Annotated in this window: 31 protein-coding genes and 1 pseudogene; all 32 read left to right on the top strand. The window is 52.6% G+C overall.

Annotated elements, in window-relative coordinates; all coding sequences use genetic code 11:
- Positions 1-297 precede the first annotated feature (297 nt).
- The gene (locus ACTNBZ_RS11570) at positions 298-486 is read left to right on the top strand and encodes a hypothetical protein (protein WP_002584330.1); all 189 of its coding nucleotides are present in this window, start codon (positions 298-300) and stop codon (positions 484-486) included.
- Positions 483-824, top strand: coding sequence for a DeoR family transcriptional regulator (locus tag ACTNBZ_RS11565; RefSeq protein WP_002584329.1), 342 nt, complete (start codon positions 483-485; stop codon positions 822-824). Before ACTNBZ_RS11570 ends, ACTNBZ_RS11565 begins: the two co-directional genes overlap by 4 nt.
- Positions 817-1,113 carry a DUF3847 domain-containing protein gene (locus ACTNBZ_RS11560; RefSeq protein WP_002584328.1) on the top strand — a complete coding sequence of 99 codons (297 nt, stop codon included), beginning with the start codon at positions 817-819 and terminating at the stop codon, positions 1,111-1,113. Before ACTNBZ_RS11565 ends, ACTNBZ_RS11560 begins: the two co-directional genes overlap by 8 nt.
- A 746-nt stretch (positions 1,114-1,859) precedes the next feature.
- On the top strand, positions 1,860-3,320 hold the full coding sequence (locus tag ACTNBZ_RS11555) for an Lsa family ABC-F type ribosomal protection protein (protein ID WP_002584327.1): 1,461 nt from the start codon (positions 1,860-1,862) through the stop codon (positions 3,318-3,320).
- 214 nt (positions 3,321-3,534) lie between these two features.
- Positions 3,535-4,080, top strand: a complete 546-nt coding sequence (locus ACTNBZ_RS11550; protein ID WP_002584326.1) for an AAA family ATPase — start codon at positions 3,535-3,537, stop codon at positions 4,078-4,080.
- Positions 4,081-4,276: 196 nt separating this feature from the next.
- Positions 4,277-5,857: a MobQ family relaxase gene (gene mobQ / locus ACTNBZ_RS11545; RefSeq protein ID WP_002584325.1), complete on the top strand. Its 1,581-nt coding sequence runs from the start codon at positions 4,277-4,279 to the stop codon at positions 5,855-5,857.
- A gap of 65 nt (positions 5,858-5,922) precedes the next feature.
- On the top strand, positions 5,923-6,567 hold the full coding sequence (locus ACTNBZ_RS11540) for a CHC2 zinc finger domain-containing protein (RefSeq protein ID WP_002584324.1): 645 nt from the start codon (positions 5,923-5,925) through the stop codon (positions 6,565-6,567).
- Positions 6,536-7,873 carry a virulence-associated E family protein gene (locus tag ACTNBZ_RS11535; RefSeq protein WP_002584323.1) on the top strand — a complete coding sequence of 446 codons (1,338 nt, stop codon included), beginning with the start codon at positions 6,536-6,538 and terminating at the stop codon, positions 7,871-7,873. Before ACTNBZ_RS11540 ends, ACTNBZ_RS11535 begins: the two co-directional genes overlap by 32 nt.
- Positions 7,874-8,114: 241 nt before the next feature.
- Positions 8,115-8,312, top strand: coding sequence for a hypothetical protein (locus tag ACTNBZ_RS11530; protein ID WP_002592708.1), 198 nt, complete (start codon positions 8,115-8,117; stop codon positions 8,310-8,312).
- Entirely contained in the window at positions 8,313-9,983 is a 1,671-nt protein-coding gene (locus ACTNBZ_RS11525; protein WP_002584321.1) for a recombinase family protein, read from the top strand.
- 91 nt (positions 9,984-10,074) lie between these two features.
- Positions 10,075-10,155 (top strand): annotated as a pseudogene (locus ACTNBZ_RS11520) (Maff2 family mobile element protein); the annotation flags it as partial.
- An 11-nt stretch (positions 10,156-10,166) separates the two neighbouring features.
- Entirely contained in the window at positions 10,167-11,033 is an 867-nt protein-coding gene (locus ACTNBZ_RS11515) for a VirB6/TrbL-like conjugal transfer protein, CD1112 family (RefSeq protein WP_441210038.1), read from the top strand.
- Positions 11,034-11,047: 14 nt separating this feature from the next.
- Complete coding sequence (locus ACTNBZ_RS11510; RefSeq protein WP_006575050.1) at positions 11,048-11,299, top strand: hypothetical protein; 252 nt, start codon at positions 11,048-11,050, stop codon at positions 11,297-11,299.
- The gene (locus ACTNBZ_RS11505) at positions 11,289-12,083 is read left to right on the top strand and encodes a DNA-methyltransferase (RefSeq protein WP_441210036.1); all 795 of its coding nucleotides are present in this window, start codon (positions 11,289-11,291) and stop codon (positions 12,081-12,083) included. The genes ACTNBZ_RS11510 and ACTNBZ_RS11505 overlap by 11 nt, the downstream gene beginning before the upstream one ends.
- Positions 12,084-12,100: 17 nt before the next feature.
- Positions 12,101-12,658 (top strand): MT-A70 family methyltransferase, encoded by a 558-nt coding sequence (locus tag ACTNBZ_RS11500; protein WP_441210034.1) that lies wholly within the window; start codon positions 12,101-12,103, stop codon positions 12,656-12,658.
- A 3-nt stretch (positions 12,659-12,661) separates the two neighbouring features.
- Entirely contained in the window at positions 12,662-13,057 is a 396-nt protein-coding gene (locus ACTNBZ_RS11495) for a PrgI family protein (RefSeq protein ID WP_441210032.1), read from the top strand.
- 13 nt (positions 13,058-13,070) lie between these two features.
- Positions 13,071-15,374 carry a VirB4-like conjugal transfer ATPase, CD1110 family gene (locus tag ACTNBZ_RS11490; protein ID WP_349140354.1) on the top strand — a complete coding sequence of 768 codons (2,304 nt, stop codon included), beginning with the start codon at positions 13,071-13,073 and terminating at the stop codon, positions 15,372-15,374.
- Entirely contained in the window at positions 15,355-17,064 is a 1,710-nt protein-coding gene (locus ACTNBZ_RS11485) for a C40 family peptidase (protein ID WP_441210030.1), read from the top strand. Before ACTNBZ_RS11490 ends, ACTNBZ_RS11485 begins: the two co-directional genes overlap by 20 nt.
- A gap of 14 nt (positions 17,065-17,078) precedes the next feature.
- Positions 17,079-17,441 carry a DUF4315 family protein gene (locus ACTNBZ_RS11480; RefSeq protein ID WP_441210028.1) on the top strand — a complete coding sequence of 121 codons (363 nt, stop codon included), beginning with the start codon at positions 17,079-17,081 and terminating at the stop codon, positions 17,439-17,441.
- Between the two features lie 2 nt (positions 17,442-17,443).
- Positions 17,444-18,211: a DUF4366 domain-containing protein gene (locus tag ACTNBZ_RS11475; RefSeq protein WP_441210026.1), complete on the top strand. Its 768-nt coding sequence runs from the start codon at positions 17,444-17,446 to the stop codon at positions 18,209-18,211.
- Between the two features lie 177 nt (positions 18,212-18,388).
- Positions 18,389-18,757 carry a cysteine-rich VLP protein gene (locus ACTNBZ_RS11470; protein WP_178865187.1) on the top strand — a complete coding sequence of 123 codons (369 nt, stop codon included), beginning with the start codon at positions 18,389-18,391 and terminating at the stop codon, positions 18,755-18,757.
- 163 nt (positions 18,758-18,920) lie between these two features.
- Positions 18,921-19,520 carry a hypothetical protein gene (locus ACTNBZ_RS11465; RefSeq protein ID WP_178865186.1) on the top strand — a complete coding sequence of 200 codons (600 nt, stop codon included), beginning with the start codon at positions 18,921-18,923 and terminating at the stop codon, positions 19,518-19,520.
- A 10-nt stretch (positions 19,521-19,530) separates the two neighbouring features.
- Positions 19,531-19,695 carry a hypothetical protein gene (locus tag ACTNBZ_RS11460; RefSeq protein ID WP_441210023.1) on the top strand — a complete coding sequence of 55 codons (165 nt, stop codon included), beginning with the start codon at positions 19,531-19,533 and terminating at the stop codon, positions 19,693-19,695.
- On the top strand, positions 19,692-20,039 hold the full coding sequence (locus ACTNBZ_RS11455) for a plasmid mobilization protein (protein ID WP_262394103.1): 348 nt from the start codon (positions 19,692-19,694) through the stop codon (positions 20,037-20,039). The genes ACTNBZ_RS11460 and ACTNBZ_RS11455 overlap by 4 nt, the downstream gene beginning before the upstream one ends.
- A gap of 159 nt (positions 20,040-20,198) precedes the next feature.
- Positions 20,199-20,489 carry a CD1845 family protein gene (locus ACTNBZ_RS11450; RefSeq protein WP_195560228.1) on the top strand — a complete coding sequence of 97 codons (291 nt, stop codon included), beginning with the start codon at positions 20,199-20,201 and terminating at the stop codon, positions 20,487-20,489.
- Between the two features lie 147 nt (positions 20,490-20,636).
- Complete coding sequence (locus tag ACTNBZ_RS11445) at positions 20,637-21,983, top strand: relaxase/mobilization nuclease domain-containing protein (protein ID WP_204898840.1); 1,347 nt, start codon at positions 20,637-20,639, stop codon at positions 21,981-21,983.
- 258 nt (positions 21,984-22,241) lie between these two features.
- Positions 22,242-22,847 carry a TetR/AcrR family transcriptional regulator gene (locus ACTNBZ_RS11440; protein ID WP_087384499.1) on the top strand — a complete coding sequence of 202 codons (606 nt, stop codon included), beginning with the start codon at positions 22,242-22,244 and terminating at the stop codon, positions 22,845-22,847.
- Entirely contained in the window at positions 22,844-23,731 is an 888-nt protein-coding gene (locus ACTNBZ_RS11435) for an ABC transporter ATP-binding protein (RefSeq protein WP_441210019.1), read from the top strand. Before ACTNBZ_RS11440 ends, ACTNBZ_RS11435 begins: the two co-directional genes overlap by 4 nt.
- Positions 23,732-23,740: 9 nt before the next feature.
- A complete protein-coding gene (locus ACTNBZ_RS11430; protein WP_015544018.1) occupies positions 23,741-24,532 on the top strand; it encodes an ABC transporter permease subunit in 792 nt (263 codons plus the stop codon).
- Positions 24,533-24,544: 12 nt separating this feature from the next.
- The gene (locus ACTNBZ_RS11425; protein WP_015574138.1) at positions 24,545-25,330 is read left to right on the top strand and encodes an ABC transporter permease subunit; all 786 of its coding nucleotides are present in this window, start codon (positions 24,545-24,547) and stop codon (positions 25,328-25,330) included.
- 10 nt (positions 25,331-25,340) lie between these two features.
- Entirely contained in the window at positions 25,341-25,529 is a 189-nt protein-coding gene (locus ACTNBZ_RS11420) for a cysteine-rich KTR domain-containing protein (RefSeq protein WP_117508171.1), read from the top strand.
- A gap of 401 nt (positions 25,530-25,930) precedes the next feature.
- Positions 25,931-26,368 carry a sigma-70 family RNA polymerase sigma factor gene (locus ACTNBZ_RS11415; RefSeq protein WP_441210016.1) on the top strand — a complete coding sequence of 146 codons (438 nt, stop codon included), beginning with the start codon at positions 25,931-25,933 and terminating at the stop codon, positions 26,366-26,368.
- The last annotated feature ends 79 nt before the right edge of the window (positions 26,369-26,447 follow it).

Raw genomic sequence — 26,447 nt, 5'->3', positions numbered from 1 at the left:
CTGTGTGGGATATGCTTCCCCGGCGATGTAGCGCCATGACTTTTGGCAGGGATATGGAGGAACCCTGACCGAAACGAGCGTACCAAAGGGAGCAATACGCCGCTGTGAGATTCAGGGGAGGAACGACACCGGGGAGAACTGGCGAACTGATACCGAAATGATACCGAAACACGACAATCTGATAGGGGGATAGTCTACCCTATTGCTGATACTTCTGGAGATTTTAGACGGCTCTATGACCGTAATTTTGCCGAAAATCGCCCCGAAACTATACACTAAAACGGGAGGAAACGCAATATGCCGAGAATGAGCAAAAAGAGGAAGCATGAGCTTTCTTTTTACCTCAATGACCGGGGGCGTGTCACTTACAACGAATTATGCCGGAAATGCAAGCATGGGTGCAAGCAGAGCTTCCGGGCGGTTGTGGTTGACTGCCCCCGTTATTTATCCAAAAGAGCAAAGAAAAAGGAGGAACACACCGAATGAATTTTGAATTTATGACGATAGGCACACCGTTGCCGCCCTGTATGCCCTTTCCCAGAGCGTTGACAGGATTTCCAGTCAGCAGCACCGCAAAGGTCATGTACTGCCGGATGTTGGACGCTATGCTATCCAACGGACAGGAGGACGAGAACGGAATCCTGTTTATCTGCTTCCCTGTCACAGCCATTGCCGCAGTCCTGTCCCGCAGCCCCATGACGGTCAAGCGTTCTCTGAATGAACTGGAAACCGCCGGACTGATCATGCGAGTGCGTCAGGGCGTTGGAGAACCAAACAGGATTTATGTGCTGATACCGGGAAAGGAGGACGCTGCCCTTGCCTGATACCTCAAAGCTGGAAAAGCTCAACCGAGAGTTGGAAAAGAGTGAAAAGAAACTGCGGAAAGCCATCAATGATGAAAAGGCATTGCAGCACCAGCTAAAGCAGCTTACCCGAAAAGAACGGACACACCGGCTCTGTACTCGTGGCGGTATGCTGGAAAGTTTTCTGCAAGAGCCGGAACGCCTGACAGATGATGATGTCATGCTGTTGTTGACACTCATTTTTCACAGGCAGGACACGCAGGAACTATTGAAGAAACTGCTGGAACGTGAGAAGCCGGAAACCCCTTAGTTTACTAAGGGCGCAATTATACACCACCCAAAGGTTGGTGCATTGCGTTCTCCGAAGGCTCCTTGCCGGAGGGCTGTGATTTTTCGCAGTCATGGTCTGCTCCAAATCATACAGGGGACGCTACGCTTCCCCTGCGCTGGCTACCGCCAGCTACCCTTTTGTGGACTTGTCATCTGGGGACACCTTGCGTTGCAAGCTGTTCCCAGCCGACAAGTTTCATAAAATATGCTATCTTTTCGATAGGCAATAAAGTATAATAAAGTCAGCAATAAATCGGAATTTTACGGTCAGTAAGGAATGCGTAAAGTTATATGATTGTATTATAAGCGATTTGTTAAATTTTTATAACCACTTGTATTTGCCTGCGATTTATGGTATAATATTTTGAAATTTAGAAAGAGGTGGGAAGATGATTAACTTTTCTTGCAAATAAAATCAAAATATGCGGTAGTGCTATACTTTGGCATTATTGTGTCTATTGCAAGAAAGTTATATGTCTATCTTACTCAATATAGTGCTGTTGCCACTTTTGCTTAGTGGTGTTATTTTATGCTATGACGAGCTGCAAGGATAAACTTTCTTGTGGCTCTTATTTTGTTTTGGAGGTGCTTTATGAATAGTGCAGAACAGATAGTTACACATGATTCACTCCGTATAGTGTCGGTTCCTTTTGGTGAAATCTATACGTAGTAAACATTCACCGAACCGACTTTGTATCGTATGACATGCAAAGGAGGATAATATTTATGTCAATGATTAAAATTGAAAACCTTACGTTTTCATATCCGACAAGTTATGATAATGTTTTTGAAAATGTCAGTTTCCAGGTTGATACCGATTGGAAGCTTGGTTTTGTGGGCAGAAACGGACGAGGTAAAACAACCTTTCTGAATCTTCTGCTTGGGAAATATGAGTATAGTGGAAAAATCCTATCATCCGTACAGTTTGATTATTTTCCTTATCCCGTTTCAGATAAGAATCGTATTACAGAGGATATATTGCAGGAGATTTGCCCACTTGCGGAAGAATGGGAACTTATGCGAGAACTTTCTTATCTTGATGTTGATGTCGATGTGCTTTGGCGACCTTTTGAAACACTTTCCAACGGAGAGCAGACAAAGGTTTTGATTGCCGCTCTTTTTCTTAATGAAGGGCATTTCCTACTGATTGATGAACCTACCAACCATTTGGATGCCAAAGCGAGAAAAAGTGTGGCGGCATATCTGAAAAAGAAAAAGGGATTCATCTTAGTTTCTCACGATCGTCGCTTTCTTGACGATTGTGTTGACTATATTCTATCGATTAACCGAGCGAATATCGAAGTGCAAAGAGGAAACTTTTCATCATGGATGTCAAATTTTGAGCGACAGCAAGAATTTGAACTGGCTCAGAACGAACGTTTGCAAAAGGACATCAGACGATTACAGCAGTCGGCAAAACGCGCTGCAGTATGGTCTGAACGTGTAGAAGCTTCCAAAATTGGGGCAGCAGATAAAGGTTATGTCGGTCATAAAGCCGCCAAAATGATGAAGCGTTCAAAATCTATAGAAGCGAGACAACAACAGACAATCGAACAAAAATCAGCATTGCTGAAAAATATGGAAACCGCAGAAGCCCTCAAGATACAACCGCTTAATTACCATACAGATTTGCTTGCATCATTATCGAATGTAGTAGTTTATTATGATGGCATTTCAGTTTGTGAACCCGTTTCGTTTGAAATAAGACAGGGAGAACGCATTGTGCTTGATGGAAAGAACGGCAGTGGCAAAAGTAGCCTGTTAAAGTTGGTAGTCGGGCAGTCCATAGATTATACGGGTACAGTAACACTTGGCTCTGGGCTTGTAATTTCTTATGTGCCACAGGATACATCGTATTTATGTGGAACCCTTTCCGAGTTTGCAGAAGAAAACAACCTTGATGAAAGTTTGTTCAAGGCAATTCTTAGGAAAATGGACTTTGAGCGTGTACAGTTTGAAAAGGATATTAAAGACTTTTCTGGCGGGCAAAAGAAGAAAGTCCTAATTGCGAAAAGCCTTTGTGAAAAGGCACACTTGTATGTATGGGATGAACCGCTCAACTTTATTGATGTGTACTCACGTATGCAGATTGAACAACTCATAACGGAGTTTGCCCCGACCATGCTCCTGGTAGAACATGACAGTGTTTTTCGAGATACTGTGGCAAGTAAAATTGTGAATATCTAAATTGGTTCTTCCGCAATTTTACGTTTTTCGCTTTAATAAAAATGGAGAATGCTGATTTACACTGGCATTCCAGTATTGAAAAATTACAAAATACGGATAATTGCGTAAGAACCTCTAAATTAAAATAATTGTATGGGTTAATTCCAGCTTTACAGAGACTCAAATTCCAGTTTGTAGAATTAAGAAAATCGTAATTTGTGGAGGTAAAATATAGATGAATCAAGGTAGAATTATTGTAATCACAGGTGCGCCGGGGACAGGAAAAACTACAACGGCATCTGCTGTTGCAAAAGAATCAGATTTGGAAAAGTCTGTGCATATGCACACAGATGACTTTTATCATTATTTGAGTAAAGGGGCAATACCACCGCATTTGCCAGAATCAAATGAGCAAAATTTGATTGTCATTGAAGCGTTTTTAGAAGCTGCGAAGCGATATGCTCGTGGTGGATATGATGTAATTGTTGACGGTATTATCGGACCGTGGTTTTTAAAGCCGTGGCAAAGTCTTGTTCGGGAACATTATGAGGTGCATTATATTATTTTAAGGGCAAGTAAGGAAGAAACCTTGAAGCGAGCTGTTGAACGCTCAAAGTTAGACCGAAAGACAAATATCGAATTGGTAGAAACCATGTGGGAGCAATTTTGCAATCTGGGAATATATGAATCGAATGTTATAGATACGACCACTTATTCCATTCAAGAAACTGTTTCCGCAGTACAAGAAAAAATCGCAAGTAGGGCAGCGTTGTTGTCTTAGATTGTTTTGGTGCAATTCCAGTTTGTTAGCTTTACATCGGGTCAACTTGTCCCGAACTTTTACAACTAAATACCCGCCGCTCACACAGTGGCACACCGAGCAGGAAATCTGAAAAAGGTCTCCTGCTTTTTTTCTGCCCAAAATGAGGTGGTAAAACGCCACCCCATCCACCAATTAGCGAAAGGAGGGACACGAAATGCCTTGTCCACACAACGAAATCACGATTGTTCAGCGCAGCCAGCGGCAGTCTGCGGTTGCCGCCGCTGCTTACCAAAGCGGCGAAAAGCTGTTCTGTGAATACGACCAGCAAGTAAAGCACTACCCGGAAAAGCGTGGTATCGTCCACAATGAAATCCTGCTCCCGGCAAATGCTCCACAGGAATATGCAGACCGCAATACTTTATGGAATGCCGCCGAAGCGGTGGAAAAGCAATGGAACTCCCAGCTTGCAAGGCGGTGGGTGCTTACCATTCCCAGAGAGATACCGCCCGACCAGTACGCTGTCCTTGTACGGGAGTTTTGTGAACAGCAGTTTGTTTCCAAAGGCATGATTGCTGATTTTGCCATCCATGACCCCCATCCGCCGGGACACAATCCCCACGCCCATGTCCTGCTGACCATGCGGGCAATGGATGAACATGGAAAATGGCTTCCCAAGAGCCGCAAGGTTTATGACCTTGACGAGAATGGGGAACGGATAAAGCTGCCGTCCGGCAGGTGGAAAAGCCACAAGGAGGATACGGTGGACTGGAACGACCAGAAGTATTGTGAAATCTGGCGGCATGAATGGGAGGTTATCCAGAACCGCTATCTGGACGCCAATGACCGCCCGGAGCGTGTGGACTTGCGTTCCTATGCCAGACAGGGGCTTGATATAGTCCCCACTGTCCATGAGGGGACTGCTGTCCGGCAGATGGAAAAGCGAGGTATCCAGACGAATATCGGCAACCTGAACCGGGAAATCAGAGCCGCCAACCGCCTGATGAAGTCCATCCGGCAGCTTATCCAAAACCTCAAAGGCTGGATTACCGAGCTGGGAGAAAAACGGAAGGAGCTGCTTGCACAAAAGGCGGCGGAGGAAGCGACACTTCTTCCCAATCTGCTGATGAAGTATATGGAGATACGAAAGGAAGAACGGAAGGACTGGACAAGGGCTGGACAGAACCGGGGAACTTCACAGGACTTAAAGGCAGTCAGCGAAGCCCTGTCCTATCTCCGGCAAAAGGGGCTTTCCACTGTGGAGGACTTAGAAGCGTTTCTGGAATCTTCCGGGAAATCAGCCGCAGATTACCGCAATCAGATGAAGCCAAAGGAAGCCCGGAGCAAAGTGATTGACGGGATTCTTGCCAGCCGGACAGACTGCAAGGAATGTAAGGCTGTCTATGAGAAGTACCAGAAGATATTTTTTAAGAAAATAAAGGGGAAATTCAAACAGGAACACCCGGAGGTTGCCCGGTATGAGAAAGCCGCTGACTACCTTGCCAAGCACCCGGACGATAAGGATAAAACGAAAAATGAGTTGCAACAGGAGCAGGAAACGCTTCTCAGCGAAATCGCAGAGCTGAAAGTACCACTGACCGAGGTACAGGAGGATTTGAAGAAGCTGCGGGACATCCGCTACTGGGTACGGAAAGCCACACCCGGCACAGAGGAAAGCAAAGAGCCGCCCAAGAAGCAGCCCATCAAAGAAGTCTTGCAGGATAAGACTGACGAGAAAAAAGCACAAAGAACCGCCCCGGCACAGGAGAAACACAGACAACAGGATATGGAACTTTAACAGGCACTTGCCATTTTCAATTAGAGAATGTCAGGTGCTTTTCTTATTTTCAAGGAGGGATAGATTTGAATGTATTCGAAGCTGTGAAGCAGTCCGTCACAACAAGACAGGCTGCGGAGTATTATGGAATCCATGTAGGTCGGAACGGGATGGCTTGCTGCCCGTTCCATAACGATAAAACCCCAAGCATGAAGCTGGATCGGCGTTACCATTGCTTCGGCTGCGGTGCGGATGGGGATGTGATTGATTTTGCCGCCGCCCTGTATGGGCTGGGAAAGAAAGAAGCCGCCGTACAGCTGGCACAGGACTTCGGGCTTTCCTATGAGGACTGGAAACCGCCGGGAAAGGTAAAAAAGCCCAAGACCCGGCAGAAATCCCCGGAGGAACAGTTTCAGGAAGCAAAGAATCGCTGCTTCCGTATTCTTGCCGATTATCTCCATCTGCTGATGGCATGGAGAACGGACTACGCCCCGCACTCCCCGGAGGAAGCCTTTCATCCCCGGTTTGTGGAAGCCTTACAGAAGCAAGCCCAAGTGGAATATCTGCTGGATGTGCTGCTGTTCGGGGAAACAGAGGAAAAAGCGGATTTGATTACGGACTACGGAAAGGATGTGATACAGCTTGAACAGCGAATGGCAGAACTTGCAGCCGCAGACGCAGCAAGAACTAAAAAACACTATGAACGCCATGCAGCCGCCCCAGAGCGTTGAGGAAATCAAGGCGGGGCTGGAAACCACCGAGAAAGGCGGTGTCCGTCAGAGCATACGGAACTGCCTGACCGTATTCCAACGTGACCCTCTGCTTTCAGGGGCTATCGCATACAACATCCTGACTGACCGCAAGGACATCATAAAGCCCATCGGTTTTCACAGAGAAAGCACCGCCCTGAACGATACGGACATGAAGTATCTGCTTCTTTATCTGGAAGAAACCTACGGGCTTACCAATGAGAAAAAGATTGATAACGCCATCGGGATTGTGGCGAATGAAAACAAGTACCATCCCATCCGGGACTATCTCAATACCCTTGTGTGGGACGGGACAGAGCGAATCCGCTTCTGCCTGCGGCACTTTCTGGGGGCTGACGCAGACGATTACACCTATGAAGCGTTGAAGCTGTTCCTGCTGGGTGCAATCTCACGAGCCTTTCAGCCGGGGTGCAAGTTTGAAATCATGCTCTGTCTGGTAGGCGGTCAGGGGGCTGGAAAGTCCACCTTCTTCCGGCTGCTGGCAGTCCGGGACGAGTGGTTCTCCGATGATTTGCGGAAGCTGGACGATGACAATGTGTACCGCAAGCTGCAAGGTCACTGGATTATTGAAATGTCGGAAATGATGGCAACCGCCAACGCCAAGAGCATTGAGGAAATCAAGTCATTTTTAAGCCGGCAGAAAGAGGTCTACAAGATACCTTATGAAACCCACCCGGCAGACCGCCCCCGTCAGTGCGTGTTTGGCGGCACTTCCAATGCCCTTGACTTCCTGCCCCTTGACCGTTCCGGCAACCGCCGCTTTATCCCGGTCATGGTGTACCCGGAGCAGGCGGAAGTTCACATTTTGGAGGATGAAGCCGCTTCCAGAGCCTATATCGGGCAGATGTGGGCGGAAGCGATGGAGATTTATAAAAGCGGCAGGTTCAAGCTGGCTTTCAGCCCCGCCATGCAGCGGTATCTCAAAGAACACCAGCGGGATTTTATGCCGGAGGACACCAAAGCCGGGATGATACAGGCGTATCTTGATAAATACACCGGGAGCATGGTCTGCTCCAAGCAGCTCTATAAGGAAGCCTTGAACCATGCTTTTGACGAGCCGAAGCAATGGGAAATCCGGGAAATCAACGAGATTATGAACCAGTGCATTTCCAGCTGGCGGTACTTCCCAAACCCAAGAATGTTTTCCGAATATGGCAGACAAAAGGGCTGGGAGCGTGAAAACCCGGCAACGGACTCCGGCAACCCGTCTGAAAAAACGATGGACGGTTTTGTGGAGGTCACAGAACAGATGGAGCTTCCATTCTGAAAAGGACAGCCCGTTGCACCCCCTGTTGTTATCCCGTTGCCGAGCCGGTTGCCGGGAAAAACCCCTTATTTCCGGGCTTTTCTCCCTTATAACAACCAAAACAACAAAAAAATAAAAGAAAAGTATAAATAGTAACCATCGCCAGATTGAGATTGTTTGCAAGGTCTTTTGAAGTCCGTTGCCGGACTTCGTTGCCGACACCCTCTGTCTGGCTATTTTCATGTATGGAGGATAACTGCCTATGGCAAAAAACAAAACAGAGATTCATGTGACCACTGTATTTGACGGGGAGCTTGACGCCACTGATGTGTTCGTCAGCCTGATTTCCCAGAAATACGGAAAGACAAATGCAAAAGAATATCTTGCTAAAAAGAAAGATATAGGCTATAATGAAGATGAGGTTCAAAAGAGCCAGATACCGTCTGGATTGTGTGGGTAAATGGCTATGATGAACGAAATGGAATACAGAACAATCGGTTCGGCACTTGCCGGGGGTTATCGTGCGGCGGTCTATTGCAGGCTGTCAAAGGACGATGACCTGCAAGGCGAAAGTGCCAGTATCGCAAACCAGCGTGATATGCTGGAAAAATACTGCGAAAAGCAGGGATGGGAGGTTGTGGCAGTCTATCAGGACGATGGCTTCACAGGTCTTAACATGGAGCGTCCTGACCTACAGAGAATGTTGAGAGCCATTGAGCGCAGGCAGATCAACCTTGTCATCACGAAAGACCTCAGCCGACTGGGGCGTAATTATCTGCAAACCGGGCATTTGATTGAGGACTTTTTCCCAAGAAACGGTGTCCGCTATATCGCCATGAATGACGGCATCGACACCCTGCGGGATAACAACGACATTGCCCCGTTCAAGAATATCCTGAACGAGATGTACAGCAAGGATATTTCCAAGAAAGTCCATTCCTCTTATCTTCTGAAAGCGCAGAAAGGACAGTTTACCGGGTGTCTTGCCCCGTTTGGGTATCGGAAAGACCCGGAGGACAAAAACCATCTGCTCATTGACGAGGAAACCGCCCCGATTGTGCGGCTGATTTTCGGATATGCCCTGAACGGTCATGGTCCGAACTATATCCGCAGACGGCTGGAGAAAGAAAAAATCCCCTGCCCTACATGGTGGAACCGGGAACGGGGGCTTCGCAATACCCGCACCAAATGGGAAAAGAAAGACCCAGAAAACGGGCGGTATATGTGGGACTTCTCCGTTATCAAAGACCTTTTGATGAATCCCGTCTACACCGGGGCGATTGCTTCCCAGAAAAAGGACTACCGCTTCAAAATCGGCACGATTGGGGAAAAGAAGCCGGAGGACTGGATTGTGGTGGAGGGACAGCATGAACCGCTGATTGACAGCATGAGCTTTGACATTGTGCAGAACAAGCTGAAATCCCGCCAGCGTCCGGGGCAGACCAATGAAATCAGCCTGTTTGCCGGACTGTTAAAATGCGGCGAGTGTGGGAAGTCGCTGACGGTACGCTACACAAACGCTAAACATCCCCAGCGGATTTACTCCTGCAAGACCTACAATGCCTTTGGAAAGAACCACTGCACCCAGCACCGGATTGATTATGACACCCTTTACAGCCATGTGCTGCGGAAAATCCGGGAATGTGCCAGAGCTGCCCTGATGGACGGGGAAGCGGTTGCCGACCGCCTGACCAATACCTGTGAAGCCGAGCAGCGGGAACAGCGGGAAGCAATGGAACGCTCCCTTACAAGGGACGAGGAACGGATTGAGGTTCTGGACAAAATGGTCATGCGGCTTTATGAGGATATGATTGCAGGGCGTATCAGTGAGCAGAATTTCAACACCATGCTGGAAAAGACACAGACCGAGCAGACGGAGCTTAAAACAAAAGTGTCCGAGGGCAGAAAGCGGCTGTCCGATGAAGTCCAGCTTGCCAATGATGCAAAACAATGGGTGGAAGCCATTCAGGAATACGCCAACATCACAGAGCTGGACGCAGCCACCCTCAACCGCTTAATCAAAGAAATCGTTGTGCATGAGCGCATTGACGAAGATAAAACAAGACACATTTCTATCGAAATTCATTTTAATCTCAAACCCATCCCGGAGGTGGAACAGGTCACTGCCTGACCTGTCCCGCCGGGACGGTTCTCTTAACAACACCATATAGATTTTTTGTACGCCGCCGCCCGCCATCGAGCAGAGTTTTTACACCTAATTGGGGATGAAACAGCTCATGGCGGGCGGCGGCATCATCCTGCTGGGCACCACCCTGATCCCTCTGCTGTCCGGCCTGTTTTAAGGTAGCGGCTTATGGATTTTCTCACCGACTGGCTCACGGACTGGCTCAAAGAGCTGCTGATTGGCGGGATCATGGGGAACCTGGAGGGGCTTTTTGATTACGTCAATACCCAAGTCGGAGAGATTGCGGTACAGGTGGGGACTACCCCGGCGGCGTGGAACGCCGGGGTATTTTCCCTCATCCGCCAGCTTTCCGAAACGGTGATCTTACCGATTGCCGGGCTGGTACTGACCTTTGTTGCCACCTATGAGCTCATTCAGATGCTTTTGGAAAAGAACAATATGCACGAGTTTGACGTGGCGAATATCTACAAATGGATGTTCAAAACGGCTTGTGCCATCCTCATTCTCTCAAATACCTTTGACATTGTGATGGCCGTTTTTGACGTGTCGCAGACGGTAATTGCCCAGGCGGGCGGTCTGATCCAGGGCTCCACGGACATCACGCCGGATATGATCACGGAACTGGAAACCACCCTGGAGGGGATGGACTTAGGGCCGCTTCTCGGCCTATGGCTCCAGTCCTCCATTATTGGCGTTACCATGTGGGCGCTGGGCATCGTCATTTTTGTGTTGGTGTATGGCAGAATGTTGGAAATCTATTTGCTCACCAGTTTGGCCCCCATCCCTATGGCAACGATCTCCCACCGGGAGGTGGGACAGATGGGGCAGAACTATCTGCGCTCCCTGTTTGCCGTGGGCTTCCAAGGATTGCTCATTCTGGTGTGTGTTGCGATTTATGCGGTGCTGATCCAGGGAATTGCCACAGGCGGAGATCCCATTGGGGCGATTTGGGGCACCGTGGGCTATACGGTTTTGCTCTGCTTCATGCTGTTCAAAACCGGGGCGATTGCGCGAAGTATCTTTAGCGCACATTGAGAAAGGGGTGTTATATGCCGAGAAGATATGGGCCCGACGGGTCGCGCCTGTGGAACGGGAAAGCGCCGGAGGACTTCAACCAGGCCGATGTTTACCGCTTTATGGCGGAAACAGAGTCCGTTTTGCAAAAGCAGGAATTGCTGGGCGGCAGGGATGACGCGAAGAAGATTGCCCAGCAGTTAGCCGAGGGGCGGGCGCAGGCCGCCCGTGAAAACGCCGCCCGGCCCGCCCCGGCAAAGGGCAAGGAGGCCAGGGATGACCGATAAGGGCACCTCTGGACAAAGTATCCAGAAGTCCCCGGAGCTCCCGGAGGGCCTGTTCCTTATGGATGGCATCGAGGGCCTGCGCTCCCTGCCCCGTCATTCGGTGGATATGCTCTTGACCGATCCGCCCTATGGCACCACCCGGAACTTTTGGGATGTGCCCCTGCCGCTCCCGGAGCTGTGGGAGGCGGTCAAGTGGGCGGTCAAGCCGGACGGCGCTGTATTGTTCTTTGCACAATGCCCCTATGACAAGGTGCTGGGGGCATCCAACCTGTCCATGCTCCGCTATGAGTGGGTATGGTACAAAAGCCGCTGCACAGGCTTTCTCAACGCCCGCCGCGCTCCGTTGAAAAAGACGGAGAATATTTTGGTGTTCTATCAGAAGCTCCCGCTTTACAATCCGCAGTTTGAGCAGGGCAAGCCCTACAAGAAAATTGCGGGCAATAACGGGAACAGCACCAACTACGGAAAATTTACCCGTTCCGGCAGCGGATCGGAGGACGGCCTGCGCTTTCCCGGAAACGTGCTGACCTTTCCAGCCGTCCAGCGCACCGTCCACCCCACGCAGAAGCCGGTGGCCCTGTGCGAGTATTTCATCAAAACCTACACCCGGCCCGGCGAGGTGGTGGCGGACATCTGCGCGGGCTCTGCCACAACAGCGGTTGCCGCCCTCAATACGGGCCGCCGCTTCATCTGTTTTGAAACCGTCCCCGCCTACTACGCCGCCGCCACAGAGCGCATCCGTCTGGCGCGGTCAGCGTTGGAGGCCGGGGAGAAAGGAGTGTAACTATCGGACAGTATTCTGTGATCTATGCCGATCCCCCCTGGCGCTACACGCAAAAGGGCTTGCAGGGTGCGGCGGAGAAGCATTACCCCACAATGGGGATTGACGAGATATGCGCGCTCCCGGTGGCTGATCTGGCGGCCCCGGACAGCGTGCTTTTTTTGTGGGCTACGTTCCCGCAGCTCCCGGAGGCCCTGCGGCTGATCAAGGCATGGGGCTTTCAATATAAGTCTGTGGCTTTCGTCTGGCTGAAGAAAAACCGAAAGTCCGAGAGCTGGTTTTATGGCCTGGGCTTTTGGACGAGGGGCAACGCGGAGGTTTGCCTGCTGGCAACACGGGGACACCCGAAACGGCAGGCGGCAAACGTCCATCAATTCATTATTGCCCCGATCCAGGAGCACAGCCGAAAGCCGGACGAGGCCCGTGATAAGATCGTGGCCCTCATGGGCGACGTGCCCAGGGTGGAGCTGTTTGCCCGGCAGTCCCCGCCCGGCTGGGATGTGTGGGGGAACGAGGTGGAAAGCACCGTCCCGGACTTCGGGACAAAGTGTCCAGAGGTGGGCGCGAAAGGAGGTTGATCCATGCCCTATGTGAATGTTCCCAACGACTTATCCAAAATCAAGACCAAACTGGCCTTTAACCTGACGAAACGCCAGCTTGTGTGTTTCGGGATCGCGGCGGCGGTGGGCATCCCGTCCTATCTGCTGGCCCGGAGCGCCATCGGCAACACGGCAGCCATGTTCCTGATGATGGCGGTGGCGCTCCCGGCGTTCCTGCTGGCGATGTACGAAAAAGACGGGCTCCCCTTTGAAAAGGTGGTGCGGAACATCCTGCGGGCCCGTTTCCTGCGGCCTGGGGTGCGGCCCTACCAGACGGAAAATATCTATGCCCCGTTTACCCAGCGGGGCGCTGTGAGAAAGGAGGATGCGATTGCAAAAAGCAAACAGCCCAAAGCGCGGCCCCGGAAAGGCCGCTAACCGGAAAGCTGCGTTGTCTGCCCAGCAGACGATCCCTTATCTGGTGATGCACCCGGACGGGGTGTGCCAGCTCCCTGGTGGGCTCTACACGAAAACCGTGGAATATGAGGACATCAATTATTCCGTGGCTTCTACCGAGGATCAGACGGCGATTTTCAGCGGGTGGAGCTCGTTTCTCAATTACTTTGACAGCTCCCTGCCGTTCCAGCTCTCCTTTATCAACCGCCGCTCCCGTTCCAGGAGCAAGTACAAAGTCAATATCCCCCCGGCACAGGATGACTTTGACAGCATCCGGGCCGAGTTCACCAGTATGCTGAAAAATCAGATTGCCAAAAGCAACAACGGCATCGAGCGGTCTAAATATATCACGTTTGGGCTGCCTGCCGAGGGGATCGCGGAGGCCCGGCCCCGCCTGGAACGGGTGGAGGCCGATGTGACAGGCAATCTGAAACGGCTGGGCGTTCCCTCTGCTCCGATGGACGGGCAGGAACGGCTGGCGCTGCTTCACAGTCAGATGCATCCCGGCAGCCGGGAGCCGTTCCGCTTCTCCTGGCAGGACATTCCCCGGACGGGCATGGGGACAAAGGACTTTATCGCCCCGGACAGCTTCGACTTCCGGCAATCCCGGACGTTCCGGGTGGGCCAGTATTGGGGCGCTGCGTCCTACTTGCAGATTTTGGCGTCCGAGCTCTCTGACAAGCTACTGGCGGAAATTCTGGAGCTGGATGCGGAAATGACCGTTACCATGCACATTCAGACGGTGGATCAGCTCAAAGCCATTAAGACCATCAAGGGAAAGCTCTCCGACATCGGCAAAATGAAAGTGGAGGAACAGCGCAAGGCGGTGCGGGCCGGGTACGATCCCGACATTCTCCCGCCTGACCTCATTACATTCAGCAAGGACGCGGCGGAGCTCCTGGCCGATCTCCAGTCCCGCAACGAGCGGATGTTCCTGCTCACGTTCACGGTCATCAATATCGCCCCCACCCGGCAGCGGCTGGAAAACGATGTGTTTACCGTAGGCGGCATCGCGCAGAAATATAACTGTGCCTTAAAGCGGCTGGACTGGCAGCAGGAGCAGGCGTTTGTGTCCTCGCTGGCCCTGGGCTATAACGAGGTGGAAATCCAGCGGGGCATGACAACCAGCTCCACGGCGATTTTCATTCCCTTTATGACCAGGGAGCTCCGCATGGCTGGGCCGTCCCTCTACTACGGCATGAACGCCCTTTCCCATAACGTCATCATGGCTGACCGTAAAAAGCTGAAATCGGCCAACGGCCTGTATCTTGGCTCCACGGGCTCCGGCAAGAGCTTTGCCGCAAAGCGTGAGATCATCAATGTGTTTCTCACTATCCCAAAGGATCGCATTATCATTGTCGATCCAATGGGCGAATATGCCCCGCTGGTGCGGCGGCTGGGCGGCCAGGTGGTGGAGATCGCCCCCGGCTCTCCCAGCCATATCAACCCTATGGACATCCAGCTTGACCTGGACGATGACGAAAGCCCGCTTTCCATGAAAGCGGATTTTTTGTTGTCCCTGTGTGAGCTGGTGGTGGGCGGCAAGGACGGCTTGCAGCCCATCGAAAAGACGGTGATTGACCGCTGTGTGCGGCTGATCTACCGGGACATGGCCCTGGGGATCGGGGACGGCAAGCCGCCCTTGCTCCAGGACTTGTACGAGGAGCTTTTGAAGCAGCCGGAGCCGGAGGCCCGCCGTGTGGCAACCGCCCTGGAGCTCTATTGCACCGGCTCCCTTAACCTGTTCAACCACCAGACCAACGTAAAGCTCACGTCCCATATCGTGTGCATCGTTCTCAAAGGGCTGGGAGAAAACCTCCGCAAGATCGCCATGCACGTTACCAACGACTTTGTAACTTCGGCGGTCAATGTGAATTTTCACAGCGGCGTTTCTACCTGGTGCTATTTTGACGAGTTCCATATCCTGCTCCGGGACGCGCTCACCGCCAGCTACTTTGTGGCCGTGTGGAAGATGCTGAGAAAGAAAGGCTGTGTCCCCTCGGCCCTGACGCAGAATGTCAAAGACCTTTTGGCCAGCCGGGAGATTGAGGCCATTCTGGACAACACGGATTTTATGATCCTGTTGTCCCAGGCCCAAAGTGACCGGGCAATTCTGGCAAAGCAGCTCGGCATTTCGGAGCACCAGCTCTCCTACATCACCCACAGCAATTCCGGCGAGGGCCTGCTGTTCTATGGGGATGTGACGATCCCCTTTGTGGATCGGTTCCCCCGTGGAGAAATCTATAACCTGCTGACTACCCGTCCGGAGGATTTGAAGAATGAAGCGAAAACCGAATAAGCCCAAACAGGAGCCCAGGGAGCGCCCCGGCTCCTGGGAGAGCGCCGCCGATCCTGGCGGGGCCGCTGGGGGCGGCTCCCCAGGGGGTGCCGGGGCTGCGGACAACGGCACTTCTGGACAAAGTGTCCACAAGTCAAAGTTCCGGCAGAAAAGCAAACAGGAGCAGGCCGCCGCGTCCAAGCTCCGCATGGAGGAGCGCGGGGAAAAGCTGGAACGGGCAAAGGATAAGCTGGCAAAACAGAAGCCGCCCAAAAAGCCCGGCCCGGTGCGGCGGATAGGCCGGGCCGCTGGCGGGGCCGCCCACGGTTTTGTGCATGGCAAGATTTATGAGAATGAACAGGAAAACGTGGGGATCGAGGGGGCCCACCGCTCCGAGCTAGTGGGCGAGTCCGGCCTGCGGCATGGCAAGCGGTTTGTGCAAAAGAAAATCCGGCAGCACCCGGCAAAGGCTGTCCAGCGGGCCGAGTCCAAATATGTCAAGGCCACGGCGGACTATCATTTCCGCATGGCCGCCCAGGAGCACCCGGAAATGTCCGGCAACCCTGTTTCCCGGATGTGGCGCAAGCACCGCTTGAAAAAGCAGTATCAAAAGCGGGCGCGGGAGGCGGCAAAGACGGGCGCGGCAAGCGCGGCCAAAAAGACCGCCGCCGCCACGGAAAAGGCCGGGGCAAAGATCGCGGGCTTTGTGAAGCGGCATCCCGTGGGGGTGCTGCTGGCCCTGGCCTGTGTGCTCCTGCTCTTTATGATGCAGTCCTGTTCTTCTTCCCTGGTGATGCTGGGAAATTCCGGCGCGGGGGCCGTGGGCGCTACCACCTACCCATCGGAGGACGGGGAGATCCTGGCGGCGGAGGCGGCCTATTCCGGTATGGAAGCAGAACTGCAAAACTACCTGGACACCTATACCGTCACCCACAGCTATGACGAATACCATTTTGACCTGGACAAGATCGAGCACGATCCCTATGTGCTGATCTCTATCCTCTGTGTGCTCCATGAGGGGGAATGGACGGCGGACGAGGTGCAGGGCACCCTGGAAAACCTCTTTGACCGCCAGTATATCCTGACGGAGCGCGTGGTGCGGGAAACCCGGTATGACAGCGACGGCGATCCCTACTCCTGGTACATCTGCTATGTCACGCTGGAAAACAAAAACCTTTCCCATCTGCCCCTGGAAATGATGGGCGAGGAACAGATGGCCCGTTACTCCCTCTATATGTCCACCCTGGGGAACAGGCCCGATCTGTTCCCGGAGTCAGCCTATGTGGGGAAATACATCACAAACCCGCCCACTGACTATGACGTGCCGGAGGAATATCTGGACGATGAAACCTTTGCGGCCATTTTGGGCGAAGCGGAGAAATATCTGGGCTATCCCTATGTGTGGGGCGGCAGCTCTCCGGCCACATCCTTTGACTGCTCCGGATTTGTGTCCTGGGTGATCAATCACTCCGGCTGGAATGTGGGCCGCTTGGGAGCCCAGGGGCTCTATAACATCTGCACCCCTACCAGTAACCCGAAACCCGGCGATCTGGTGTTCTTTGTCGGCACCTATGACACGGCGGGCGTGTCCCATTGTGGCATCTATGTGGGGGACGGGATGATGATCCATTGTGGCGATCCCATCCAATATGCAAACCTGAATACAAGCTACTGGCAATCTCATTTCTACGCCTACGGGCGTTTACCCTGACAAGGAGGTACTCTATGGCGGCAAGCAAGAGCCAAAAAATCCAGGCCGAGATTGATAAGGTCAAGGCCAAAATCAGCGAACAGCAGGCCCGGCTGAAAGAGCTGGAGCAAAAGCACCGGGAGGCGGAAAACGAGGAGATCGTGGACATCGTGCGGGGCATGAGCGTTTCCCTGGATGAACTGCCCCTGGTGCTCCAGCGGCTCCGGGACGGCGGCACCTCTGGACAAAGTGTCCAGAAGTCCGCACACGGGGCCCCCGCAAAGTCGGATGACTTTGTGGGGAGAGGCGGCGCAACGGAGCGGGCGGATTTCGGCGGCGATGCCGCCGAAGGAGCTCAAGCGGAGTTTGGGCCGACGACGGGAAAGGAGGAAAATTGAAGATGAAACGCTTTCGGGTGATGGCGGCGGCGCTCTGCGCCGTCGTTCTTTTATGCGGCTTTAGTGTCCCGGCGTATGCCTACGCGGACGGCGGCGAGGGCGCGGACTACGGCGATCCCACCATGACGGAGGAAACTCCCGCCCCGGAGCCCACCATTGAGCCCGGCGAGGGCTTTTCCGAAGAGGGCAACCTTGTGACCCGCGATCTGCTCTATGACGAGCACACCAACAAGCAGTTTATTACCGTCCAAACCAGCGGCGGCAACACGTTCTATATCGTCATTGACTATGACAAGCCCGTGGACGAAGAGGGCGAACAGTACGAAACCTACTTTTTCAGCGTTGTGGATGAGGCTGATCTGCTTGCTGTGGCGGAGGCCGCTGGCGTGGAACAGGCGGTGTGCTCCTGCTCTGAAAAATGCGAGGCGGGGGCCGTCAATACGGATTGTGCCGTTTGTTCTGTCAATATGAGCAAGTGCGTGGGCGTTGAGCCGGAGCCCACGGAAACCGAGGAGCCCGCCCCGGAGGAGGCCGAGCCGGAAACGGGCGGCAATACGGGTATGCTCCTGGCGGTGCTGGCCGTGGCCCTGGTGGGCGGCGGAGCGGCGTTCTATTTCAAGGTGCTGCGCCCCAAACAGCAAAAAGCCGCCGCACCCCAGGAGGACTACGGCGACGAGCTCACGGACTATGACGAGCCGGACGGCTACGAGGACGATGACGGCCCGCCCTGGGACGAGGAGGACGATGACGGAGAGGAGGCGGACAAATGAGGTTTACCAACAGCCCCTATGAAAAGATGATGCAGCAGAAGCCCCGTTCCCAGGCTCCGGCCCCGGCAAAGCCGCCCAGGGGCTCCCGGTGTTCCGGGTGTCCCTACTGGCGCGGGATTGGCTGCGTGTCCTGCTACCGAGAGCTTATGCGGGCCCCGGCTGGCGGGAGGTGACAGCTTGGCCCGTGAACTGACACGCGAGGAAAAACGGGCAATCCGCGCCCTGGTAACAAAATGGTGCGCCAACTATGACCGGGAGTGCGGCTGCCTGCCCCTGGACGGTGAGTGCTATATGCTGGGGAAATGCTGGACGGGGGCGCTGTGCCGCTACTTTCGGGAGGCGGTGCTGCCCCTCGATCCGGCGCTGGAGGCCGCCCTCTTGACCGAGGGGCCCAGGCCGGATTTTAAGATTTGCCCTATCTGCGGCGGGCCCGTTGCCCCGGATCGGCGGCAGGCTTACTGCTCGGCGGCCTGTGCAAAGAAAGCCCACCGCCGCCAACAGCGGGAATATATGCGGAAAAAGCGGGGCTGGGGCGTTGACAATTAGGCCCCCGAAACCCCGCTGATTACAAGGCTTTTCGGGGCCACTTTTGGGGTGGGCCGTATGTTTCTACGGCCTGCCCCTGTTTGGCCCGGATGCTGTCAACATTTTAGCGCGGGACTTCTGGACGCTTTGTCCAGAAGTGGCCCGTTCCCGGAAAGGAGGTACAATGGACAAAAATCAAGGCTATTCCATTCTGAAAGCCGTTATGCTGGAAAATGGCCGGGGCTTTGCCCTGGGGCATCATCCCACGGCCCCATCCCCCTATGTAACGTGGGCCTGCTACGATGACGAAAAGGGCCAACGGCAATATGAATGGGGGCACTATGGCAACGATCTGAACGCTATGGAAAAGGACTTTGCAGACCGGGTGCAGGACTACCAGCGGCTTTTCAAGGTCAAGGTCGTACAGGTCGAGGCCCCCGGCCTTTACAAGTATTATTCCACCCAGCGCCCGGTGGACATCGGGACATTCCCTAAACCGCCCGACAATGCCCCGGATGAAATCGTCAATTACGATCAGCGCGTCCCGGTGGAGGGCGGCGCGTTCCTGGCCTGGGGCCATCTGACCTACACCAAACCGCTGACAGAAAAGCAAGCGGCGGACTATGAGCTCCGGCCTGCCCCGGTTATTTCCGAGCTGCGCCGGGAAAGCGGCGGCAGGCCCCGCCCGATTGCCGAACAACTGAAAGCGGCCCAACGGGAAGTCCAGGAGCAGCGGGCACCGGATGCCCCCAAAAAGAAAGCCCCTGACCGGGGCGACAGATAGGAGGACGATTATGGACAAGAAGTATGACCAGGATTTTGCCGATCTGGAAGTGAAGCGGCTTTGCGGGGTGTTCGGTACGCCGATCCCCGCGCTGCCCCCGGAGCGTGACAAGGCGCTGGACAAGGTAAAGGAGCCGCCCCGCACCAGCCGGAGCCTGGAACGGGAGGAGCGGTGACAAAGAAACGCCGCCGCCCTATCCATCTTCATGTGATGGTGTCCGAGGAGGAGCTGGCGCTGATCCAGGAGCGCATGGCCGAGGCGGGCATCCGAAATATGGGGGCCTATATGCGGAAAATGGCCCTCAATGGCTATGTGCTCCATGTTGACCTGTCACCTGTCCAGGAGCTGGTGTCGCTCCAGCGTCGGTGCTCCAACAACTTAAACCAGGTGGCGATCCGGGCGAATACCTATGGCGGCATTTACCCGGAGGAGATCAAAGCGTTGCAGCGGGACTATGAAAAGCTGTGGCGGCCCCTGTCCGATCTTCTGGAAAAGCTCTCCGCCATTGTGCGGCTCTGACCTGCCGGGGAGCGGCCCTGCGCCGTTCCCCGGCTATCTCGACTTCTGGACACTTTGTCCAGAGGTGGGGATAGCCGAGGCATCCTTGTTGGCCCCCTCTTACGGAGTTATAATATACATATAGAGGCAAATATCAAACTTTTGTAGGAGGTATGAACCATGCGGACGATCTTAAAAATTATCGTGGCTCCTTTTATTCTGGCCTTGATCCTCGCCGTGGCGGTGCTCTCGTTCCTGTCCTGCGTGGCGGGCGCTGTGTGCGTTGTGGCGTGTGTGGGCCTGTCCCTGCTGGCGATCCTTTGCCTGCTGGCCGGGCAGACCACAGGCTGCATCGCCATGTTCGTGCTGGCGTTCCTGGTTTCTCCCTTTGGGCTCCCGGCCCTGGGCGGCTGGCTGGTGGAGCGCCTTTATGGTGTGAAGTATGCGGCGATGGATTTTATGGCAAGCTGATACTTCTGGACACTTTGTCCAGAAGTTCCGGGCGGCGGGTGGAACAGACCGCCGCCCGTTTTTTCTGCTGGGAAAGGAGGTGCGGCTATCGCTACAACCTACATCCGGCCCTACAAGGTAGCGGCTGGGAAAACGGCCATCCAGACGATGGAGGAGCGGTTTGCCTATGGGCTCAATCCGAAAAAGCTGGGGGCCGTGTCTGCCTATCTCTGTGATCCTGCATCCGCCCCCGCCGAGTTTCTGCTGCTGAAAAGCCAGTACCAGGCGGAAACGGGCCGGGCCGTGGAGCGCGGGGCCCTGTTCTTTCAGATCCGGCAGGCGTTCCCGCCCGGCGAGGTCACGCCGGAGGAGGCAAACAAAATCGGCTATGAAACAGCCATGCGCTGGACAAAGGGCAAGTACCAGTTCTTTGTCTGTACCCACATTGACAAAGGGCACATTCACAATCACATTTATTACAACTCCACCGCCCAGGACTGTTCCCGGAAATTCCATAACTTCATCGGCTCCAGCTTTGCGGTGCGGAGGCTCTCTGACCGGGTGTGCATTGAGCACGAGCTGTCTGTCATTCAAAATCCGAAGCAGCACAGCAAAGGTCGCTTTCTCCACTATGGACAATGGATCGGGGAAAAGCCGCCCTCGGCCCAGCAGCGGGTGCGGCTGGGGATCGTGGCGGCCCTGGAGCAAAAGCCCGCCGACTTTCTAGCGTTCCTACGGCATATGGAGGAGTCCGGCTTTCAAGTGAAGCATGGGCGGGGCGGCGCGATCTCATTCCTGGCCCCTGGGCAGGATAAGTACACCCGCCTGCGGGCTTCTACCCTGGGCCCCGGTTTTGATCCCGATGACATCCGGGCGGCGATTGCCGGGGAGCGGCCCATCCCGGAGCTTCCCCAGGACAGCCCGGCCCCGGCCCGGCGCGTCAATCTGATCATCGACATTCAAGAACGCATGGCCCAGGGCAAGGGCCCGGCCTATGAGCGGTGGGCCAAAGTCTATAACATAAAGCAGATGGCCGCCGCGCTCCTGTATCTCCGGGAGCATGGGCTTGCCGATTACGAGGCTCTTGCGGCAAGCACCGAGGCGGCGGTGGATCGGGCTCACAAGCTGGCCGAGGAGCTGCGGGACACGGAGGCCGCCCTTTCCAAAACCTCCGAGCTCATGGGCGCGGTGGTGCAGTATGCAAAGACGCGGCCTGTGTTTGACGGCTACAAGGCGGCCCGGTATAGCAGAAAATATCTGGCCCAGCACGAGGTGGAGCTGGCAGACTACCGGGCGGCAAAGACGGCCATGAGTGAGCTTTTGGGCGGGGCAAAGCTCCCCAAAATGGACACGCTGAAAAAGCAGCGCCGGGAGCTCTCCGAAAAGAAAAAGGCCCTCTATGCGGAATACCGCAAAGCGCAGTCGGATATGCGGCAGGCTGTGGCGGTCAAGGCGAATATCGATCATCTGCTCGGCCACACGGACGAGCAAAAAAATAAGGCCCAGGAGCGTTAGCTCCGGGCCGCCGACAACAGGCGCTTGCGCCGGGACTTCTGGACACTTTGTCCAGAAGTTCAGCGGGTTTGGGGAGCTCCCCAACAAGCATTTTCACGGGCCTGCGGCCTGTGAAAAATTCGGAGTGTGGCCACACCCGAATTGCTTGCCATTTGTGCGCTCCTCTCAAAATAGCGCAAAACGTCTTGACCGATTCGGTTATTTATGTTACACTGTATACAAATAACCGATTCGGTTATTTGAAGGAGCAGAATAGTAATGGAAAAATTATTAGCGCTTTCACAGGAGAAACAGGCAACAATCCGTAATGCGGCGCTTGCCTGTTTCGCAAGACATGGATATGAAAAAACGTCAATCAATGATATTGCGGTAGCGGCAGGTATCTCAAAGGCGTCTATATTCCAGTATTTTGGAAATAAGCAGACACTTTACCAGTATTTATTTGATTACTGCGCTGCCCAAATGAAGCAAGCCTATAACACGAGTGCATTGGAGGAAACTACGGATTTCTTTGACCGTGTATGGGAAGCCAGCGTTATGAAAGTGGAAATCTTAAAAAAGCACCCGCATATTGCGTCGTTTATTGCAAGTGTGGCAGTGGAACCAACGCCTGAATTGAAAAGTGCCATATTTTCAGAAGCAAATGAAAAATATATCGCATCGCTTGTTCTGCATGAGCGGGATTATAAAAAATTCAGACACCCGGAGGATGCAGAATTAGTGTTTCAGATGCTTATGATGCTTGCAAAGGGTATGTCCGTTCAGTTGGAAAGTGGAGTGGATTATGACAGCATGATGAAAGAGTTTCGAAACATCCTAGATATGTTGAAACACAACTTTTACAAGGAGGAATATTTGCCATGAGCAAGCCGGTAATTGTCCTAAACGAACTTACAAAAAGCTATGGAAAACATCGAGGAATTGAAAACATTAGCTTTACTGTTGAACAAGGCGAGGTTTTCGGCTTTATTGGCCCCAATGGAGCAGGAAAATCTACCACAATCCGTACTCTAATGGGCCTGCTGAAACCCTCCAACGGAGGAGCCTCTATCTTTGGGTTAGATTGTAGTCGGGAGCCCGCCCGTATCGCAAAGGATGTGGGGTATCTTCCCAGCGAAAACTGTTACTACAACAATATGAAAGTAAAAGAAATGCTTTTCTACACAGCAGAACTCTATGGTGTGAATGCCCACAGCCGGATGGAAGAATTAGCGGAGCGGTTGAATTTAGACTTATCCAGGCGAATTGGCGATTTGTCTTTAGGGAACAAGAAAAAAGTTGGCATTGTGTCGGCTCTGTTACCCTCTCCGAAGTTGCTGATTATGGACGAGCCTACCAGTGGCCTTGACCCGCTCATCCAGCAGGCTTTCTATGATATTCTGAAAGAAGAAAACAAACGAGGTGTGACCATTTTTCTGTCCTCCCACGTTTTGAGTGAGGTGCAAAGACTTTGTGACCGTGTAGCCATTCTGCGGGAGGGGAAGCTGATCAGTGTTCAATCCATGAAGGAACAGCGGGAAAACGGATACAAGAAAATCTCGCTGACAGCAAAAAGCGCCATTCCAGAGGATTTCTTTTCTGTTCCCGGTACGGCTAATTTAGAGTGGGACAAGAGCAAGACTTCTGTATCCTTTATGTTCAGCGGACCAGTTATGATGATTATGAACCAGCTTCATCGGCTGGAGCTGGAGGATATTTTAATTGAGGAACCGTCATTGGAAGAAGTATTCCTCCACTACTACGAATAGGAGGTCGTTATGTTGATTTTTCGATTTGAATGGAAACGAAAACGAAAATATATTCTGATTTGGGCCGCAACTCTTGCGGTCTGTATCTTCTCCATGACGCCAGTGTATTATGGCATGATTGAAACGGTGGAAACTTTGCCTGTGGAATTTACACAGGGAGGCTTTTTTGAAACGGTTGGTATTTCTCTGGAGCTATTGATGGAGCCACTTGGTATGTACTCGTTCCTCACAGGCTTTTTTATGGTTGCAGGGGGGATTTTCGGGATGCACTTGGGGCTGTCGTTACATACAGAAGAGTGTACGGGAAATACGGCTGAATACTTATACACAAAGCCTTGTGGACGGAAACAGATTTATATGGGAAAGCTGCTATGTGCGCTTGCCGGAATATGTGTAACAGGGATTTTTTATCTGGCGACTTCATTTCTAACGATGACTCTGTTCCGTTTCGGATTTCCCATCGGGGAATTTTTCTTGGTGGCAGGTTCGTTTATTCTCATCTCCCTCTTTTTTGCACTATTGGGACTGATGGTTGGAATATTTCACCCCAATAATCGTTCCCCACTTCTGACAGCCGGATTGGTTGTGTTTGTGGAATATTGTATCACTTCTTTTTCGAGGACTGTCAATATCCGGGCAATCGGCTTTTTATCGCCGTTTTCTTTTTTCAGTCCAGCGGAAATCCACAATGCTGGAACTTATTCATGGGACTATATGCTCTGGTATCTGCTCCTGCTGTTTGGGTTTGCGCTGCTGGCATACTGGAAAATCTTGAAGCGGGATATTGCGTTGGCTGTGTAAAGGAGGAAACGAATGAAGGCGTTAGTGAAAAACGAGCTGCGCTTAACAAGAAAACTACTGCTGATCTGGATGGGAATTGTCTTGATTTTGTGTGGCTTCGCTTACTTTGAGTATTTGTCACTAAAGGAAAGCCTCAATGAGCTGACAGGGCTAATATCGAATTTTCCGAAAATTCTGAAAGCTATGTTTGGTGTGAGCGGTGATCTGACTTCTGCTTTGGGCTGGTATGGCTGTATGTATTATTGGGTCACGATGCTAACCAACAGCTATGCGGTCTATCTCGGTGTTTCGTGTGTAGCGAAAGAACAGGCGCAGGGAACGGCAGAATATCTATTTACAAAACCAGTGGGTCGCAACAAGGTTGTCTGTGCCAAAGCAGTTGCCTGTGTATGTAATTTGCTTGCACTTGCGGTATTCAGCGGGTTATGTAATTATTTTACCGCCATTTTACCGCTAGGCGGTTTAGAGCAAAGAAACGCTGCTTTTACCACCACATTGGGCCTGTTTTTGACAGGGTTGACTTTGTTTGCAATCACGCTTCTGGCCTCCAGCCTGACGAGAACCTATAAAGGGGCTGTTCGGATAGGCGCGGGAATATTATTGCTCTTTTATGGCATCAGCATCACCGCCGAATATCTTGAAGCTCCAATGCTGTACTGCTTAACGCCATTAAAATTCTTCGATGTTTACACAGTGGCAATAAGTGGAATACAGTTTTCGTTCTTCCTATTGGCTATGATAATTGCGATTGGTTCTGTTATCACAGCTCAAAAAGTTTGGACGCTCAGGGAAATTTGAAATGAACGATATGGATAGCTTCGAGTGGCTGCTATGTCCTGTCTGTAACAGTAAAACTCGTATCAAGCTGCGGTTAGATACTGAGCTGAAAAACTTTCCTTTGTTTTGTCCTAAATGCAAACAAGAAACTTTAATCAGCGTAGAAAAATTTAAGATTTTAGTTATCACAGAGCCAGACGCACAGACGCAGAGCCGATAACCCGTTAGCCCTCAGGCGCGGATTATCGGCTCTTTTGTTTTCGGCGGCTGTCAATTAAAGCCGCCGCGTTATACGACGACTTTATGAGGAACACGGCGGTTTCCGAGGAGGGATCGTCGTGTTCATTTTGCTTTTTCATAGTACGCATGATCTTCACCAGCTAAAAAAAGCGTAGCTCCCCCTCCGGGCAAGTCCGGCATTGGACGCGAAATTTGCCAGTACATTAAGAATAATGTCATTTCACGCGCTTGTGTGGCATCACGCCATGCGAGCGCGTTTTTCTATACCCACCTTGGGACAAGTTGTCCCGAGGTAGGCAGGGGCGGCCCCGGCTGCCGATCCCCGCCATCCCCCGTTCAGATCGTCCACCCACAACAAAAATCTGAACGGAGGAAAATATAATGACTACTATCAATCTGAAGGACTTTTACTCTTGGCACACCCATGATGAATATATCGAAGTTTCCGATGAAGTGGCCGCCGAGCTGCGGGCCGACAAGCTGTATGAGGCTGCCTACCAGCGGCGGATAATCCGCAATAAGGCACAGTATTCCCTCGACTGTGATGATGGGATCGAATACTCTGCCTGCCTTTCCGAGCCGACCCCGCAGGAGCTGCTGGAGCGCATGGAGCGTTTCTGCGATCTGTGGAACGCGCTGAACACTTTGCCCGAAACGCAGGGGCTTCGCATTGATGCCTGTATCATTGAAGGCAAGAGCATGACTGAGGTTGCCGAGGCCGATGGCGTAAGCGTGGCCGCCGTACATAAATCTATCCAGCAGGGTTTGAAGTCCATGAAAAAATATTTGGTTGATTGTAAAATCAAGTTGGACACTTGAGTAAAAAATCCATAGTGATTTCTCTCCCCGTGGTAGAATGAAGTTACCACACAACTTCTACAGAGGGAGGGCAATCACT

The sequence above is a fragment of the Pseudoflavonifractor sp. HCP28S3_F10 genome (assembly GCF_052065415.1).
Lineage (GTDB): Bacteria > Bacillota > Clostridia > Oscillospirales > Oscillospiraceae > Pseudoflavonifractor_A.
The sequence above is the reverse complement of the archived record's forward strand: the minus strand, read 5'-3'. Positions and strand labels throughout refer to the sequence as shown.

Bases quoted from the DNA above. Each gene is read 5' to 3' on its own strand.
- ACTNBZ_RS11570 (WP_002584330.1), top strand. From the start codon at position 298: ATGCCGAGAATGAGCAAAAAGAGGAAGCATGAGCTTTCTTTTTACCTC.
- ACTNBZ_RS11565 (WP_002584329.1), top strand. From the start codon at position 483: ATGAATTTTGAATTTATGACGATAGGCACACCGTTGCCGCCCTGTATG.
- ACTNBZ_RS11555 (WP_002584327.1), top strand. From the start codon at position 1,860: ATGTCAATGATTAAAATTGAAAACCTTACGTTTTCATATCCGACAAGT.
- ACTNBZ_RS11550 (WP_002584326.1), top strand. From the start codon at position 3,535: ATGAATCAAGGTAGAATTATTGTAATCACAGGTGCGCCGGGGACAGGA.
- mobQ (WP_002584325.1), top strand. From the start codon at position 4,277: ATGCCTTGTCCACACAACGAAATCACGATTGTTCAGCGCAGCCAGCGG.
- ACTNBZ_RS11535 (WP_002584323.1), top strand. From the start codon at position 6,536: ATGAACGCCATGCAGCCGCCCCAGAGCGTTGAGGAAATCAAGGCGGGG.
- ACTNBZ_RS11530 (WP_002592708.1), top strand. From the start codon at position 8,115: ATGGCAAAAAACAAAACAGAGATTCATGTGACCACTGTATTTGACGGG.
- ACTNBZ_RS11525 (WP_002584321.1), top strand. From the start codon at position 8,313: ATGGCTATGATGAACGAAATGGAATACAGAACAATCGGTTCGGCACTT.
- ACTNBZ_RS11515 (WP_441210038.1), top strand. From the start codon at position 10,167: ATGGATTTTCTCACCGACTGGCTCACGGACTGGCTCAAAGAGCTGCTG.
- ACTNBZ_RS11510 (WP_006575050.1), top strand. From the start codon at position 11,048: ATGCCGAGAAGATATGGGCCCGACGGGTCGCGCCTGTGGAACGGGAAA.
- ACTNBZ_RS11505 (WP_441210036.1), top strand. From the start codon at position 11,289: ATGACCGATAAGGGCACCTCTGGACAAAGTATCCAGAAGTCCCCGGAG.
- ACTNBZ_RS11495 (WP_441210032.1), top strand. From the start codon at position 12,662: ATGCCCTATGTGAATGTTCCCAACGACTTATCCAAAATCAAGACCAAA.
- ACTNBZ_RS11485 (WP_441210030.1), top strand. From the start codon at position 15,355: ATGAAGCGAAAACCGAATAAGCCCAAACAGGAGCCCAGGGAGCGCCCC.
- ACTNBZ_RS11480 (WP_441210028.1), top strand. From the start codon at position 17,079: ATGGCGGCAAGCAAGAGCCAAAAAATCCAGGCCGAGATTGATAAGGTC.
- ACTNBZ_RS11475 (WP_441210026.1), top strand. From the start codon at position 17,444: ATGAAACGCTTTCGGGTGATGGCGGCGGCGCTCTGCGCCGTCGTTCTT.
- ACTNBZ_RS11465 (WP_178865186.1), top strand. From the start codon at position 18,921: ATGGACAAAAATCAAGGCTATTCCATTCTGAAAGCCGTTATGCTGGAA.
- ACTNBZ_RS11460 (WP_441210023.1), top strand. From the start codon at position 19,531: ATGGACAAGAAGTATGACCAGGATTTTGCCGATCTGGAAGTGAAGCGG.
- ACTNBZ_RS11450 (WP_195560228.1), top strand. From the start codon at position 20,199: ATGCGGACGATCTTAAAAATTATCGTGGCTCCTTTTATTCTGGCCTTG.
- ACTNBZ_RS11445 (WP_204898840.1), top strand. From the start codon at position 20,637: ATGGAGGAGCGGTTTGCCTATGGGCTCAATCCGAAAAAGCTGGGGGCC.
- ACTNBZ_RS11440 (WP_087384499.1), top strand. From the start codon at position 22,242: ATGGAAAAATTATTAGCGCTTTCACAGGAGAAACAGGCAACAATCCGT.
- ACTNBZ_RS11435 (WP_441210019.1), top strand. From the start codon at position 22,844: ATGAGCAAGCCGGTAATTGTCCTAAACGAACTTACAAAAAGCTATGGA.
- ACTNBZ_RS11430 (WP_015544018.1), top strand. From the start codon at position 23,741: ATGTTGATTTTTCGATTTGAATGGAAACGAAAACGAAAATATATTCTG.
- ACTNBZ_RS11425 (WP_015574138.1), top strand. From the start codon at position 24,545: ATGAAGGCGTTAGTGAAAAACGAGCTGCGCTTAACAAGAAAACTACTG.
- ACTNBZ_RS11420 (WP_117508171.1), top strand. From the start codon at position 25,341: ATGGATAGCTTCGAGTGGCTGCTATGTCCTGTCTGTAACAGTAAAACT.
- ACTNBZ_RS11415 (WP_441210016.1), top strand. From the start codon at position 25,931: ATGACTACTATCAATCTGAAGGACTTTTACTCTTGGCACACCCATGAT.